Source organism: Allobosea lathyri, assembly GCF_900108245.1.
In the GTDB taxonomy this organism is placed as follows: Bacteria; Pseudomonadota; Alphaproteobacteria; order Rhizobiales; family Beijerinckiaceae; genus Allobosea; species Allobosea lathyri.
Genome location: NZ_FNUY01000001.1, coordinates 476,713 through 489,149 on the forward strand (window position 1 = coordinate 476,713; position 12,437 = coordinate 489,149).

Consider the following 12,437-nt stretch of genomic DNA (forward strand, 5'->3'; position numbering starts at 1 on the left):
CCGACGCGCGAAGCCGCGTCGTTTAAGCATGGCGTGATGGACCGGCGCCGCCTTCCGCAAATCTGGACGGCGGCGCCTGGCGGGTCTGATCACCCCTCCAATGGCGTGCCGATATTGCCGATCAACTGCTTGGGCGAGACGAAGGCGTGTTCCGTCTGGCGCAGCACATAGCCCGGCATCGGAGACGCGATCACTTTTGGCGCACTGCGCTCTCCGGCGGCTGGATGGAGCAGCGCGACGCGCTGGCCTGCCGTGACCTCGTCGCCCAGCGACACCAGGTGTTCGACGAGACCTGCTTCCGGCGCGAGATACTGGCCTTCCGGCCCGGCGGTGAAATGCACGCCGGAAAACGGCACAGGCTCCAGTTTAGGCTTGATGGCGCCGTAGGCGGCCAGGGCACGCAGGAGACCATCTTCCATGATCGTGAGCTCGGCGGATTTCATGCGGCCGCCACCGCCTTCGACTTCGATGGAGGCGAGATCGGCGAGCTTGGCGGCGCCGCAGGCGGTCTCGTCGATGCCATCGACATGCTGGACGAAGCGGTAGCCCCATGCCTCCATCAGGCGCTTCAGGCCGGCATCGTCGACGACGCTTTTCGGGGTCGTGAAGCCGAAGACCATCGGCACGACGGAGACGTCGCTGCCCCCCGCATGAACGTCGATCAGCAGGTCGACGGCCGGAAACAGGGTCCCCGTCATGAAGGCGCAGAGCCGCTCGGTCGGCGTCCCCTCGGCCTTGCCGGGGAAGAAGCGGTTCATGTTCTGCCCGTCGAAGGGCGAGAGCCGCTTGCCCTTCTGCGAGGCGGGAAAATTGATCGACGGCATGATGATGACGCGGCCGGTCACATCCGCTGGCTCGAGTCTCTCTGCCAGGCGGCGCAGCACGATCTGGGCTTCGTATTCATCGCCGTGAATCCCCCCGCAGAGCAGGACGGACGGGCCGGTCCCATTGTTGATGCAGCAGACATAGTCGGCGGAGAGGCCGTCGAGCGCACCGGTGATCGGGCTCAGGTCGTAAAAGGTCTTGCCAGCACGGCTGGGATCGAAATCGGTCAGCATGGTCGTTTCCTTGCGCGCGGCTGACGCGGCCAGGAGCGTGGCCGCGTGAGCGCGTCGTCGAGAGGCTTTGGCGAGAGGCTTGGGCTGGTTTCAGGCTGCGACGCGGCCAAGGGGCGCGGCGGCGAGGATTTCGGCCGGCCTGTGGAAACGCATCGGCGAGAACGGATCCAGCGCCTCGGGCTTGACCCCGGTCTGGATCCACTCGGCGAACAGCTTGGTGAAGCCCAGCGAGATCGCGAAGCCATGGCCCGACCAGCCATAGCCGTAGATCATGTTGGCGAGCCCCTCGGCCTGTCCGATCAGCGGAATGTGGTCGACGGAGACGGTCTCGACCCGCGACGCGTCGGCCTTGAGGAAGGTGGAATTGTCGATGAAGGGGAACGTCTGGACGGCATCGGTGACATTCTGGGTCATCGCGCTGAGCGAGCCCTTCCACAGCCCTTCCGGCGTGTAGGCGACATGCGCGCCGCCCGAGAGCATCAGCGTGCCGTCGGGAACCTGCTTGACCGCGAGGCGGCGATGCGCGTGCGAGAGCAGATGGTTGATCGTCTTGTTCAGCGGATTCGAGACATAGAGCATCTGCGGCATCAGATTCCAGATCGGCCCGAGCTCGTGCGGCTTCAGCACGGGCTTCAGCAGGGCCTCGGCGCCTGCATTGGCGACGATGACCAGCCGGTCCCCGACAGGCACGATCTCGCCGCTCTCGAGCTTCACTCCCGTCGCGGTACTCTTCGTGTGGACGATCTCGCTGACCTTGGCGCCGGTCCGGATGATCGCACCCGCTTTCGCCGCTTCCTTGGCGAATTGCCGGGTCGCAAACGTATGGTCGCCGACGCCGTCATTGGGGCAATAGATCGCGCCGACGATAGCGGGAGAGAGTTCCGGCTCGCGTGCCAGCGCCTGGTCGCGCGTCAACACTTCCGACGGTGTGCCGAGCATCGACTGGGCCGCGGCATTGGCCGCCATGCGTCCGAGAACCTCATGCTCGCGGTGACCGTAAGACACGTCATAGACCTGCAGGCCGCCAAGCCGGCGGTAGCCGACGCCACCCTCGAATGTCTGCTGATATGTCGCCCAGAGTCCCTGTGCGATGGCGCAGACCGGCAGCTCGCGCAGATCCCTGCCATTGGCGCGGACACCGCGCTCTCCCGGACCGCCGGAGGCGCCGCCGGCGATCTCGCCGGCTTCGAGCAGCGTTACGGTCTTTCCCGCCAGCGCGAGCTGGTAGGCCAGGCTCGTGCCATAGATGCCGCCGCCGACGATGACGACTTCGGAGGCATTGCTGTGATCGGACATCGACTATTCCTTTTTATCGCGTCAGTCGTGAGAAACGGGGAGGGGACTCGCCGCGAAATGGCACGTCGCGGTGCTGCGGCCTCCCGGCGCCGCATGGGGGAGTGGGACGTCTTCGGCGCAACGGCGCGGGACGCGTCCGTCGGCGGTCTGAATGATGTCGGCGCCATCGACGGCGGCAAGACGCCGGGCGAGCGGGCAGCGCGTGTGAAAGCTGCAGCCGGAGGGGATCGCGAGCGGGCTGGGGATCGAGCCTTCCAGCACTGTCGCGGGCTGATCGCGGTTAAGAGGCTCGATCTGCGCCGCGATCGCCATCAGGCTCTGCGTGTAGGGATGCCGAGGCGCCCCGCAAACCTGTTCGACATCCCCCTGCTCGACGAAGCGGCCGAGATACATCACGCCGACCGTGTCGGCCATGTGCTCCACCAGCGCCAGGTCATGGGTGATGATCAGATAGGTGAGGGCGAGCTTGGCCTGGAGATCGGCGAGCAGGTTGATGATCTGGGCCTGCACGGAGACATCGAGCGCGCTCACGGGTTCGTCGAGCACCAGCACTTCCGGTTCGCAGATGATCGCCCTCGCGATGGCTGCGCGCTGGCGCTGCCCGCCGGAAAGCTCGTGCGGATAGCGGCCAAGATGTGCCGGGCTGAGGCCCACCAGCGCGATCACGGCCTTGACCCGCTCGAGCCTTGCCTCGCGTCCGGGATGGAGGCGGTGCACCGTCAGGGCCTCGCAAAGCGTGTCGAAGATCGTCATGCGCGGGTCGAGGGAGGCGCGCGGATCCTGGAGGACGAGCTGCACTTTGCGTCGCATCGCGCGCAGCCCGACCGGATCGAGCGTCGAGAGGGCAACGCCGTCGATCGTGACCTCGCCGGCAGTGGGCCGGAGAAGGCCGACGACGAGGCGAGCGAGCGAGCTCTTGCCCGAGCCGGATTCACCGACGATGGCGAAGCAGGTTCCGCGTGGCACCCGGAACGATACGTGATCGACCGCACGCACGACGGGAGCCGCGACGGCGCTGAACAGGCGCCGGCGCCCGCCGAAGTGACGGCTGGCGGCGTCGACGACAATGACATCGTCGTCTTGAGGGATCGCACCCCCTTGGGGCATCGGGAAGGGGGCATTCATCAGCAGGCCTCCTCCGCGAAGCAGCAGGCGACCTGCCGGCTTGCCACCAGACGTATGGCCGGCTCCTCCGCAAAGCACTGGCTGCGGTTCTGGCTGCGCTGGCAGCGGGGGCGGAACGCGCAGCCCGAGGGTAGCGCGCCGATCATCGGCGGTTCGCCGGCGATCGTCAGCAGGCGCTTTCCACGTCCCTCCGCCCCGCCGGGCGCGGATGCGCGCAGCGCCTGCGTATAGGGGTGGAGCGTGCGGGCCAGGACCGTGGCGACATGTCCGCTTTCGACGAGGCGCCCGGCATACATCACGGCGACATCGTCGGCAAAGCGCGCCACGAGGTTGAGGTCATGCGTGACCAGCAGGATCGCCATGCCGCGCTTCCGCTGCATCTCGCGCAGCAGCACCAGGATCTGCTGCTGGATCGTGACGTCGAGCGCGCTGGTCGGTTCGTCGGCGAGCAGCACGTCGGGATCCTGCGCCAGCGCGATGGCGATGACGATGCGCTGCTTCATGCCGCCCGAGAACTGGTGCGGATACATGTCCAGGCGCCGCTCGGGGTCGGAGATGTTGACGTCGCCCAGCAGGTCGATGCAGCGCTGCCGTACGGCCGCGGCGTCAAGGCTGGAGCCGGTCTGCACGGCCTCCGTGAGTTGCTGGCCCACCGTGAGCACGGGATTCAGCGCATTGGCGGCGTCCTGGAAGACGATGCCAATCTTGCGCCGGCGCAGGTCGCGCAAGGCCTCCGGGGCAAGGCCCAATGCCGACTCGCCGCCGATCTCGATCGTGCCGGCGGTGACCGCGACCTCCTGGGGATTGGCAAGCGTGCCGATCGCCCGCAACAGGGTCGACTTGCCGGAGCCGGATTCGCCGACCACCGCGAGGGTGCGTCCCGGCATGATGTCGAGATCGACGCCACGCACGACTTCGAGCAGCCCCTCCTGGCTATGATAGGCCATGCGCAGGCCGCGTACGGAAACCGCAGCCCCGGGCGATGGAGGCAGCAGGGCGGCGGTTGGCGCGGCAGGCGCACGCTTGCGGCGCAGGAGATCCAGAAACCGGGCGGGCCGCGCGGTGCGACGGCTCGTAGGGTCGTAGATGGTGCGCAGCGCGTCGCCGAGCAGGTTGAAGGCGAGGGCGGATACCGCCAGGAACAGGCCGGGGAAGGTCGCGAGATAAGGGTGGCTGCGGATATAGGAGCGGCTTTCGCCGAGCATGGTGCCCCATTCCGGATGGGGAGGCTGCGTGCCGAGCCCGAGAAAGCCGAGGCCCGATGCGGACAGCAGCGTCGAGGCGAAGAGCAGGGTCGAGAGCGTCATCAGCATGCCCGAGATATTGGGCAGGACATGGCGCAGGATGACGCGCGCCGGGCTGGCGCCGAGCGAGATCGAACCCTCGATATAGGGCTCTGCGAGAATGCTGAGCGTGACCGCCCGGGCGGTGCGGGCGAAGACCGGGATCGAAACGACGCCGACCGCGATGATGACGTTCTGCGTGCTCGCGCCGAGGATCGCGACCACGGCCAGCGCGAAGACGATGTCGGGAAAGCTGAGCATCACATCGATCGCCCGCATCACCACCGCCTCGACCCAGCCGCGCCGCCAGGCCGCCAGAACCCCGAGCGGGACGCCGATCAGGAAGGCGAAGGAGACGCCGCCGACGCCGATGCCGAGCGTGGCGCGGGCACCTACCAGGATGCGGCTGAAGACGTCGCGGCCGAGTTGGTCTGTGCCGAACCAATGGGCCGCGGAGGGGCGCTGTAGTGTCTGCGCGAAATTCTGCCGGAACGCGTCCTGCGGTGCCAGCGCGGGCCCGAAAATGGCGAGCAGGAGATAGAGGACGACCAGCGTCAGCCCGACGATGCCCTTGGGCTGCGAGACCAAGCGGCGCAGCACCGTCCAGCGCGATTTCGGGACGAAATCCAGAGCGCGATCGGGAGCGGGGCTTGAGGCGACAGTATTCATCACGCTCATGTCGCCCTCTCTTCGTCGCGCGTGCGCGGATCGAGCCATTGCGTGATGAGGTCGGTGGCGAGATTGATGAAGACGAAGAAGAACGCGAACATCAGGATCGCGTACTGGATGACGGGGTAATCGGCGCGGGAGACGGCGTCGACGAGCAGCCGCCCCACGCCTGGAATGCCGAACACGGTTTCGGTGACGACGGAACCGCCGAGCATGCCGCCGAACTGGACGCCGGCGACGCTCACCGCCGCGATCAGCGAATTGCGCAGCGCATGGAACAGCAGCACGCGCGTCTCGCTCAGGCCCTTGGCGCGCGCGGTGTCGAGATAGTCCTTGCCCATCGCCTCGAGCAGGCTGGTCGCCACCAGCCTGCTGAACATCGCGGCGGGGCGGGTCGCTATGACCAGGATCGGCAATACGAAATGGGCCGGCGTGGTCGCTCCCGCCGCAGGCAGCCAGCCGAGATTGACGGCGAAGAACCAGATGCAGAGAAGGCCGAGCCAGTAGATCGGCATCGAAATGCCGGCGAGCGTCAGCAGGGTGATCACCATGTCGGCGATGCCGCCGGGCCTGAGGGCGCAGACGATGCCCGAAATCGTGCCGACGATCAGCCCGATCGCCAGGCCGCCGATCGCCACGATCAGCGTGTTCGGCAGCCTTTCGGACAGTTCCACGACGACGGGGCGGTGGGTGCGAAACGATGTCGCCGCCGTCGGGTCCCACATGCCGCGCAGGAACTGGCCATAGCGCGTGAGCAGCGGTTCGTTCAGCCCAAGGAACTTGCGGATGCTCTCGATCTCTTCGTTCGAGGCGGTCGGCCCGGCAAGTATCTGCGCGGGGTCGCCGGGGATCAGGTCGACGAAGAAGAAGACGAGCAGCGACACCGCAAACAAGGTCGGCAGCGCGCTACCCAGGCGTTTGAAGACGAACATGGCGGTTCACCCACTGGTTGAGCCGAGGCCTATTTCAGGGTGACCTTGTCGAAGACCAGCGTCTCGTTGGGCTGCACCTCCAGCCCCTGCACGCGGTTGGCGACGCCCAGCGCCTGGGTCTGGTACCAGAGGTAGAGGAAGGGCTGCTCGTTCCAGACGATCTCCTGGACGGCGCCATAGATTTCCTTCTGCTTGGCGGTATCCGTGGTGCTGCGGCCCTCCTTGAGCAACGCATCGACGCGCGGGCTGCTGTACCCCGTGCGATTGGCGCCGACCCCGGTGAAGAACAGGCGGTAGAGCGTGTAGTCCATGCCGGCCGTGGCGCGGCCGACCATGCCCATATTGTCGGTGCGGGCGGTCGGCTCCATGCCGACGACCTTGCTCCAGGTTCCGCGATCGACAACGAGCGGCGTGGCCTTGATCCCGATATTCTCGAACGACCCCGCCAGCGCCTGGCAGACCTGCGCATCCTTGATGTAGCGGCCGGTGGGGCAGGTGAAGCTCAGCTGGAGCTGGCCGGGCTTGTAACCGGCCTCGGCGAGCAGCTTCTTGGCGCCTTCGGGGTCGAAAGCGATCGGCGGGAAGGTCTTGCGCAGCTCGTCCTGGGTGCCTGGCCCGACCATGCCGACCGAGGGCGTGCCGAGGCCGCCGAGGATGCCCTTGGCTATGCCTTCGCGGTCGATCGCGAGATTCAGTGCTTTTCGCACGCGGGCATCGGCCAATGGTCCGCGCAGCACCATCTCCATGTTGATGGAGAACATGCTGGGCGGGTTGATGACCTTGGCATCCTTCAGGGCATTGATCGCGGGCATCGATTCCGGCGGAACGCGCTCGACGACATCGACACTGCCGGTCTCCAGCAGGGCCATGCGCGAGCCGTCCTCGGGCACGACGGTGAAGTCGATCGCCTTCAGCGTCGCCGGATAGGCGCCGCTATAGGTGGGATTCGGGACAAGGCGAAAACCTTCGCTGCCGACGAATTTCTCGACCATGTACGGGCCGGAGCCGACCGGTTTGCGGCCATATTCCGCGCCCATGGCCTTTACGGCCTTGACGTTGACGATGCTGGCGGCGGTGTTGGCCAGGAGCATCAGGATATGGCCGTTGGGCTCGGCCATGTGAAACTCGACGGTATCCTCGCCGGCGGCCTTGACCGTGCCCAGCGAAGCGTAGAGCCCGCGGTAGATCGAGCCCGTCTTCTCATCCAGCATGCGGTTGAAGCTGGCTGCGACGGACTCCGCATTGAGAGGGTCGCCATTGCTGAATGTCTTGCCGGTTCGGATCTTGACCGTGAAGATCTTCCCGTCCTGCGAAAACGAATAGTCGGTCGCGAGGTTCTTCTGCACGTTGTTTTGCGGATCGAGCCGAAACAGGCCTTCCAGAACGGCAAGATCGACCGCGTTGCCGACAGGCAGATCATTGAAGGCGGGATCGAACGTCGCAGGGTCGGCACCAACAGCGACGCGCAGGACGCCGGCCGGCTGTGCCTGTGCGCTGACCGCGATGAGAGAGACGCCAACGGCGAGCGCAGCGGCGTAGCAGGATTGGCGAAGGTTGTGCATGTTCGACTGGTCCCCAAGCTCGCAAAATGATCATTCCACGACGAGGCGGGAAGGGCGCTTAAGCCCAGCCGAACCCCATGGTGGGATTGCTGTTTTAGCTTTCTTGGTCGCTTTCGCGCGGCGACGGGCCGGGCGCAGAAAAGCCCGCGACAGCCATCAGAGAACCACACGTATTGATCTGCCTCAAATTCATAATTATGCGATGTATATGAACTCAGGTTATGGCCAGGCTGCATGAACTACCGGCAGGTCGAGGTTTTCAAAGCGATCATGGATTCCGGTTCCATCACGGAAGCCGCGGTCATGCTGCGCATATCGCAGCCGGCTGTCAGCAAGGCGCTGAAACAGCTCGAGGGCGAGCTGGGACTGCAGCTCTTTTCGCGCACCACGAAGGGGATCGCCGCGACTGAAGAAGCGCGAGCGCTCTATGCCGAGGTCGAGCGCACCTATTTCGGCATGCAGAATCTGGCGCGTTTTGCAGCCAATCTGCGCGATCGCAAGCAGGGCCGTGTCGTGGTCAGCACCATTCCAGCGCTTGGCATCGAGTGGCTGCCGGCTGTGGTGGCCGGGTTTTCCGCAGCTCACCCGCATGTCACGATTTCGCTGCACTCGAGCAACTCGACGGACGCAGCCCGGCTTGTCGGTACGGGCGAGATCGATCTCGGTATCGCTCAGCTTCGCAGCGAGGAATATAATCTGTCGCGTCGCAAGCTGTTCGATCTCGAAGGGGTCATCGTCTTGCCCGCTGGGCACCGCCTGGCGAGCAGGCCCGACATCCGCGCGGAGGACTTGGCCGACGAGACGATCGTGGCGCTTGGACCCGATGACGAGTTCCGACGCAGGCTGACCCAGGCTCTGGATGCTGCGAGCCTGCGCTATCGTTCGATGATCGATGCGAGTTTGGCGGTTACCGTCTGCACCCTCGTCGCCGCGGGCTGCGGCGTCGGTATCGTGGACAGCGAAGCTGCACGCACCCAGACTGGAAAGGGCCTGGTCTTTCGCGCCTTCAGTCCCCGGATACGCGTGCCAATCTATCTGTTTCGTCAGCGCGGCAGGCCGACGAGCAAGCTGGTGGAGGCGTTCAGCGCCGCCCTGTCGCCGCCGCCGTCCTTTCGCCGGGACGGCGATAGCGGCGAATGACAGCTGCGCCGTTGCCCTGCAGGATGTTGATACGGGCGGCAATCGCTCGCAAAGCCAGAAAATCTGGCCTGCCGGTGCTCCGAGACCAGGCACGGCATCCACAGCGAAGCTCCGCTGCGGGGCTGACAGCAGCCAGCCTTCAATCGTACCCAGCGACATCCGGTCGCCAGTCGAAGGAGAACGCGCGATGCTTCGTTGCGTCCGCATCATCATGATCTTCGTCGACAACCCCGCGCACGCCGCCAACTGGTGGGCCGGATTCTTCGAGGCCGAGGTCCATCTCGATGTGAACGGCTCGAACGTCTATGCTTGGCTGGAGATCGATGGCGTGGAACTGGGCTTTCATCAGGCCTCAGCCGAGAAGAACCCTTCCGGCAGAAGCACGGTGCCGTATTGGGCCGTCGATGATCTCGATGCTCAACGCCAGCTCTTCCTCGACGCCGGCTGCGCTCATCTGCGTGGTCCGCTGGAGATCAGCCCCGGACGACGCGTCTGTCAGCTGACCGACCCGTTCGGAACGGCCTTCGGCCTGGAGGGCCCATAGGCGCGAACACGAACGACGCCCGGCTCTTTCAGGGCGCCGGGCGCCCAATCATCGTCGCTGTGGCAATTATCCGCGACGAGGCGGGTGCGGGGGCCGGGCTACGCCGCTCTCACCGGTCAAAGGGCGCCAGAAGGCAGGTCGAACGACCTTGCCGGTCTGGCTGATCCATACACCGCCTTCTTCCCCCGGCTTCCACCAGATTCGTTGCTCACGCGGCGTCTCGTCGGGAAGGACGGCTTCCAGGACGACCGGCACTCCACCGGGATCCGCCTTGGGGGCCGTACGAACCGGCTGCCAGCTGTTTGGGGGAGCTTTCGATATGTCTCTTTTTGGCAGCAGCTCTTCTGCCTTGTTCAGCAGAGCCAGCAGCTGTCGCGACTTCCATCTTTCAACATACCCGCCATCTCGACTTTCAAATTCGTCACAGGCGCAGCGCCGCACATAGCTCGTCAGATCGTGTAATGCCTGCGCCAGCTGGCTATTCTGCGCCTTCAAATTCGCTACGCTCTCCTTGGTCGCCATACGAGCCCTCACGCCAGTTTTACCTCCCCCGATAAAATCTGATCCGGAATCGCACCTGTCTCCACCTCCCAAATGGGGGCAAAGGTAAAATTTAAGCGACGCTGCGAGGGGAACGGAGCAAAAATCACCCGCTTGCTCTGCGTTGGAGGGCCGAATCTTGTCCCTCTCGGAGGCTAACGCTCCGTTTCCAGTACGAAGGCGACAGCAGCCGGACTGGCGCGCGATGGACCGAAATCACGTCATCCAGTAATTCCAGCCGTACCATCCCACTGGGACGGCAAGAAGCATGATCGCGGTTACGCATATGGCGAGAGTCATATTGTATCCCCCAGATGGACAATCATAGGTTGAACTGTCTGGGTAGGCACTTTGTTCCGCGTGTGCGCTTCGGCGGCAAGCCGACCTGCAGGGAGTCTCGCGGGATCAGCGAGCGGCGAGCCGGCTCTTTGGATCGATATCTGCGATCTGCTCGAACGCTGCTCCTATCGAATGAAGGCTTCGCCAAGCAACGCGTGCGGTTCGGTTGAGATCCAGGGCCGGAACCGACAGCTCGAAAATCTCCGGAACATCGAACCCGATCGGCACGCGAAGCTTCACGCCGGAGGCGGATACGTCACGCACCATGCAGGGGTACGAGCGCGAGCCGCCGATGGCCCGGATCGAGCCGGATTGAACCATCCGCTTGCGGGTATGGCGCCGATCTTCTGAACCGTCCGACAACAACGAATCCCCAGGTAGCGATGTGGGGCCACACTACTCGTTGCCGGCCGCCGGTCCAGAAAGAACGAGCATCGATTTTGCCAGTGGTGCTGTTTGCGCCGGCTGGCGAGCCCAAGGGAATTTTGCGGCTCAGCGCAGCTTCAGCGCCCTGATCGCAGCACCGAGGCCGGGGTCGTCGACGAGGTCGGCTGCATCATGCAGCTTGAACCAATGGAACAGACGCTCGCCACGCTCGGGCCAGTTCTCGAGCTGACGCTCCGCATCGAGAATGAACAGCGAGACCTTGCAGAGCGCGAAATGGTCGCGCATTCGCTTCCAGTAGATGTAGCGCCCGACCGGTTTTTTCTCGATCCGGCCGACGACCCCGGCTTCCTCGCGCGCTTCCCGTGCGGCGGCCTCGCTGTCGTCCACGCCCTTGATCGGCCAGCCCTTCGGCACGATCCAGCGGCGCGTGGTGCGCGTCGTGATCAACATGATCTCGAATACGCCATCAGCGACCCGGCGGATCGGCAGGGCGGCGACTTGCGAGCGTGGTTTGCCACGCATCCGCTTCATCTTCATCGAATCGTTAGCCCTCCTTCGCAAGTGGGAGAATAAACCATCCGGGCGTCTATGAAAATGGAACGTTTGCGTCATCAATCATTGCGATGCTGGCGCGGCATCCCGAGCAGCGGAGGTCTTGCTCTTCCGGCCAGTGTCGGATGGCCAACTCCACCGCGCCGATCCGGCCATGCCTTGCCGATCGACGGGACTTGTGATCGAGGATATTGCCCGGAGGTGGCCATGGTTTCGCTGATTCAGCTCATAGCGGCGCATTCGGATGCGACGATCCTGGTTGTCGGGGCTGTTTCTACGGTTGCCCTTGCGCTGGCGCTTGCCTTTGCCGCGCATCACATCTGGTTTGCAGGGCGCCTCGATGCCCTCGAGGAACACACCAAGCTCGCCGAACTCGTCCACGGCAGCCTGCTCGCTTTTACCGTTTTCGTCCTCGCTCTCGTGCTGTCCGACGTGCGCACGAATCTTGGGCGGGCGGATGATGCCGTATCGCGCGAGGGCTCATTCGTTGCGCGCCTGGACCGCGATCTCGGAAGCCTCGGCGGTGAGGAAACCGTGCGAGCGCGCGGAAGCCTTCGGGCCTATATCGACACGATCGTCAGGGACGAATGGTATTCGCTTTCGCTCAGGGACCCCGCGCTCGCTGCGAACAGCGACCAGGCGCTCGCGACGCTTGTAGCAGGCGTCCGCGCAGCCGGCGCGGCCCACCCGGAATCCGCGGGGGCTCTCAGGGGGCTGCTGGATAAGCTTGAAGAGTACCGGCAGGGACGCCTGGAGGCTGCGACGAAATCGGTCCCCAGCATCTTCTGGTGGATGATCGCCGTCTTCCTGCTCGGCGCCATGGCGATGAACGGCCGCCACAAGCTCAACTGGACGGCTGTCTCGTTGATCGCGATCCATATGGCCGCCATCGGAATGGTGCTCGCCCTGATCGTCATCATGGACGAACCATTCCGGGGCGAGACGAGCATTTCGACGGCGCCCCTGACGAAGGCGCTTGCCACGCGGCCGTGACGCGCTGTGGCGGCACG

12 protein-coding genes are annotated in these 12,437 nt (G+C 64.9%); 3 read left to right on the plus strand and 9 right to left on the minus strand.

Annotated features, from left to right (window positions below; translation table 11 throughout):
- Positions 1–89: 89 nt before the first annotated feature.
- From C4S73_RS02180 to C4S73_RS02205, 6 genes are all read right to left on the minus strand, one after another.
- The gene (locus tag C4S73_RS02180; protein WP_103870803.1) at positions 90–1,058 is read right to left on the minus strand and encodes a succinylglutamate desuccinylase/aspartoacylase family protein; all 969 of its coding nucleotides are present in this window, start codon (positions 1,056–1,058) and stop codon (positions 90–92) included.
- A gap of 90 nt (positions 1,059–1,148) precedes the next feature.
- Complete coding sequence (locus tag C4S73_RS02185) at positions 1,149–2,354, minus strand: NAD(P)/FAD-dependent oxidoreductase (RefSeq protein WP_103870804.1); 1,206 nt, start codon at positions 2,352–2,354, stop codon at positions 1,149–1,151.
- Between the two features lie 21 nt (positions 2,355–2,375).
- Positions 2,376–3,479 carry an ABC transporter ATP-binding protein gene (locus C4S73_RS02190; protein ID WP_103870805.1) on the minus strand — a complete coding sequence of 368 codons (1,104 nt, stop codon included), beginning with the start codon at positions 3,477–3,479 and terminating at the stop codon, positions 2,376–2,378.
- Positions 3,479–5,440, minus strand: coding sequence for a dipeptide/oligopeptide/nickel ABC transporter permease/ATP-binding protein (locus C4S73_RS02195; protein ID WP_160115651.1), 1,962 nt, complete (start codon positions 5,438–5,440; stop codon positions 3,479–3,481). The genes C4S73_RS02190 and C4S73_RS02195 overlap by 1 nt, the downstream gene beginning before the upstream one ends.
- Positions 5,437–6,363 (minus strand): ABC transporter permease, encoded by a 927-nt coding sequence (locus tag C4S73_RS02200; RefSeq protein ID WP_103870807.1) that lies wholly within the window; start codon positions 6,361–6,363, stop codon positions 5,437–5,439. The genes C4S73_RS02195 and C4S73_RS02200 overlap by 4 nt, the downstream gene beginning before the upstream one ends.
- A 29-nt stretch (positions 6,364–6,392) precedes the next feature.
- Complete coding sequence (locus tag C4S73_RS02205) at positions 6,393–7,925, minus strand: ABC transporter substrate-binding protein (RefSeq protein WP_103870808.1); 1,533 nt, start codon at positions 7,923–7,925, stop codon at positions 6,393–6,395.
- A gap of 234 nt (positions 7,926–8,159) precedes the next feature.
- On the opposite strand from C4S73_RS02205, the gene C4S73_RS02210 reads away from it, so the two are divergent.
- Positions 8,160–9,065, plus strand: coding sequence for a LysR family transcriptional regulator (locus tag C4S73_RS02210; RefSeq protein ID WP_103870809.1), 906 nt, complete (start codon positions 8,160–8,162; stop codon positions 9,063–9,065).
- Between the two features lie 187 nt (positions 9,066–9,252).
- A complete protein-coding gene (locus C4S73_RS02215) occupies positions 9,253–9,609 on the plus strand; it encodes a VOC family protein (RefSeq protein ID WP_103870810.1) in 357 nt (118 codons plus the stop codon).
- Positions 9,610–9,675: 66 nt separating this feature from the next.
- Here C4S73_RS02215 and C4S73_RS27825 read toward each other — a convergent pair whose 3' ends face one another.
- The 3 genes from C4S73_RS27825 to C4S73_RS02230 form a co-directional block, all read right to left on the minus strand.
- Positions 9,676–10,131 carry a hypothetical protein gene (locus tag C4S73_RS27825; protein ID WP_146071249.1) on the minus strand — a complete coding sequence of 152 codons (456 nt, stop codon included), beginning with the start codon at positions 10,129–10,131 and terminating at the stop codon, positions 9,676–9,678.
- A 423-nt stretch (positions 10,132–10,554) separates the two neighbouring features.
- Entirely contained in the window at positions 10,555–10,851 is a 297-nt protein-coding gene (locus tag C4S73_RS02225; protein ID WP_146071250.1) for a PilZ domain-containing protein, read from the minus strand.
- 129 nt (positions 10,852–10,980) lie between these two features.
- Entirely contained in the window at positions 10,981–11,412 is a 432-nt protein-coding gene (locus C4S73_RS02230; RefSeq protein WP_103870813.1) for an NUDIX hydrolase, read from the minus strand.
- A gap of 222 nt (positions 11,413–11,634) precedes the next feature.
- Here C4S73_RS02230 and C4S73_RS02235 point away from each other — a divergent pair, with 222 nt between their 5' ends.
- Positions 11,635–12,420: a bestrophin-like domain gene (locus C4S73_RS02235; protein ID WP_160115652.1), complete on the plus strand. Its 786-nt coding sequence runs from the start codon at positions 11,635–11,637 to the stop codon at positions 12,418–12,420.
- Positions 12,421–12,437 lie beyond the last annotated feature (17 nt).

What these genes read in the sequence shown, in the direction of transcription:
- C4S73_RS02200 (WP_103870807.1), bottom strand. Translation starts at nt 6,363, where the DNA reads ATGTTCGTCTTCAAACGCCTGGGTAGCGCGCTGCCGACCTTGTTTGCG.
- C4S73_RS02190 (WP_103870805.1), bottom strand. Translation starts at nt 3,479, where the DNA reads ATGAATGCCCCCTTCCCGATGCCCCAAGGGGGTGCGATCCCTCAAGAC.
- C4S73_RS27825 (WP_146071249.1), bottom strand. Translation starts at nt 10,131, where the DNA reads ATGGCGACCAAGGAGAGCGTAGCGAATTTGAAGGCGCAGAATAGCCAG.
- C4S73_RS02205 (WP_103870808.1), bottom strand. Translation starts at nt 7,925, where the DNA reads ATGCACAACCTTCGCCAATCCTGCTACGCCGCTGCGCTCGCCGTTGGC.
- C4S73_RS02235 (WP_160115652.1), top strand. Translation starts at nt 11,635, where the DNA reads ATGGTTTCGCTGATTCAGCTCATAGCGGCGCATTCGGATGCGACGATC.
- C4S73_RS02230 (WP_103870813.1), bottom strand. Translation starts at nt 11,412, where the DNA reads ATGAAGATGAAGCGGATGCGTGGCAAACCACGCTCGCAAGTCGCCGCC.
- C4S73_RS02215 (WP_103870810.1), top strand. Translation starts at nt 9,253, where the DNA reads ATGCTTCGTTGCGTCCGCATCATCATGATCTTCGTCGACAACCCCGCG.
- C4S73_RS02210 (WP_103870809.1), top strand. Translation starts at nt 8,160, where the DNA reads ATGAACTACCGGCAGGTCGAGGTTTTCAAAGCGATCATGGATTCCGGT.
- C4S73_RS02195 (WP_160115651.1), bottom strand. Translation starts at nt 5,440, where the DNA reads ATGAGCGTGATGAATACTGTCGCCTCAAGCCCCGCTCCCGATCGCGCT.
- C4S73_RS02180 (WP_103870803.1), bottom strand. Translation starts at nt 1,058, where the DNA reads ATGCTGACCGATTTCGATCCCAGCCGTGCTGGCAAGACCTTTTACGAC.
- C4S73_RS02185 (WP_103870804.1), bottom strand. Translation starts at nt 2,354, where the DNA reads ATGTCCGATCACAGCAATGCCTCCGAAGTCGTCATCGTCGGCGGCGGC.